The following is a 1,403-nucleotide window of genomic DNA, read 5'->3' as shown; positions in this document are numbered from 1 at the left end:
CACGAGCACGGCGCGCTGATCATGTGCCAGGTCACCCACGCCGGGCGGCGCACCAGCAATTACGAGGGTGACTGGCTGCCGGTCGTCTCCGCCTCCGGCGACCGGGAACCCCAGCACCGGGCGTTCCCGAAGGTCGCCGAGGACTGGGATATCGACCGCATCCTCACCGCCTACGCCGACGCCGCCGAACGCTGCCAGGCAGGCGGCATGGACGGCATCGAACTGATGGCATACAGCCACCTGCTCGACCAGTTCTTCTCCCCGGCCCTCAACCACCGCGACGACGAGTGGGGCGGGGACTTCGAGGGGCGCCTGCGGTTTCCGCTCGAGGTCATCCGCGCCATCCGGGCCCGGGTCGGCGACGACTTCGTCATCGGACTGCGGATGGGGGTCGACGACGAACGCGCCGGCGGCAACGCCGTCGACGAGGGCATCGAGGCGGTCCGCCGCCTGTCCGCTGAGGGCATCGACTTCCTCAGCGTGATCAAGGGAAACCTGGACTCCGACAACACGATGGCGAAGATCATCGCACCGATGGGCACACCCGCCGCGGTCCATCTGGACTTCGCCGGCCGCGTCAAGCACGAACTGGACATCCCGGTGATGCACGCCGGGCGGATCGCGGACCTGGCCACCGCCCGCTACGCGATCAGCGAGGGGCTGCTCGACATGGTCGGCATGACCCGCGCCCACATGGCCGACCCGTACCTGATGCAGCGGGTCCACGACGGTGAAGAGGACCGCATCCGCCCGTGCGTCGGCGCCGGATACTGCATCGACCGCCTCTACCAGGGCGGTGAGGCCCTCTGCCTGCACAACCCGGCCACCGGCCGCGAAGCCCAACTGCCGCACATCGTTCCGACGGCCACGGAGAAGAAGAAGGCCGTCGTCGTCGGCGCCGGCCCGGCCGGCCTCGAAGCCGCCCGCGTACTCGGCGAACGCGGCCACACCGTCACCGTCCTCGAGGCCGCCAGCACACCCGGCGGGCAGATCGCGATCGCCGCCGCCCCCGAACGGCGCCGAGACCTGATCGGCATCGTCGACTGGCGGGTGCAGGAATGCGCGCGGCTCGGAGTGAAGATCCGCTACAACACCTACGCCGACGCCGCCGACATCCTCGCCGAGAACCCGGACGTGGTCATCGTCGCCACCGGCGGCATCCCGAACACCGAGATCGTCGACGGGCCCGCGAATCTGATCACCGACACCTGGCAGATCCTCACCCGCGAGGTCAAACCCGGCAAGTCGGTGCTGGTCTTCGACGACAACGGTGACCACCCCGGGATGAGCGCGGCCGAAGTCATCGCCGACGCCGGCGCCGAGGTGGAGGTCGTCACCCCCGAACGCATCATCGCTCCGCTGGTCGGGGGGTCGAACTACCCGGCCTATCTGAAGAATTTCGC

Annotated in this window: 1 protein-coding gene; it reads left to right on the top strand. The window is 69.4% G+C overall.

All coding sequences use genetic code 11. The features are described from left to right. The coding region (locus tag ACFTZB_RS45620) for an NAD(P)-binding protein (protein WP_378442598.1) at positions 1 to 1,403 on the top strand (1,403 nt) is incomplete at both ends.

The sequence above is a fragment of the Rhodococcus sp. NPDC057014 genome (assembly GCF_042673295.1).
In the GTDB taxonomy this organism is placed as follows: domain Bacteria; phylum Actinomycetota; class Actinomycetes; order Mycobacteriales; family Mycobacteriaceae; genus Rhodococcus_F.
Note: the sequence above shows the minus strand (reverse complement) of the source record. Positions and strands in the feature narration are given on the sequence as shown.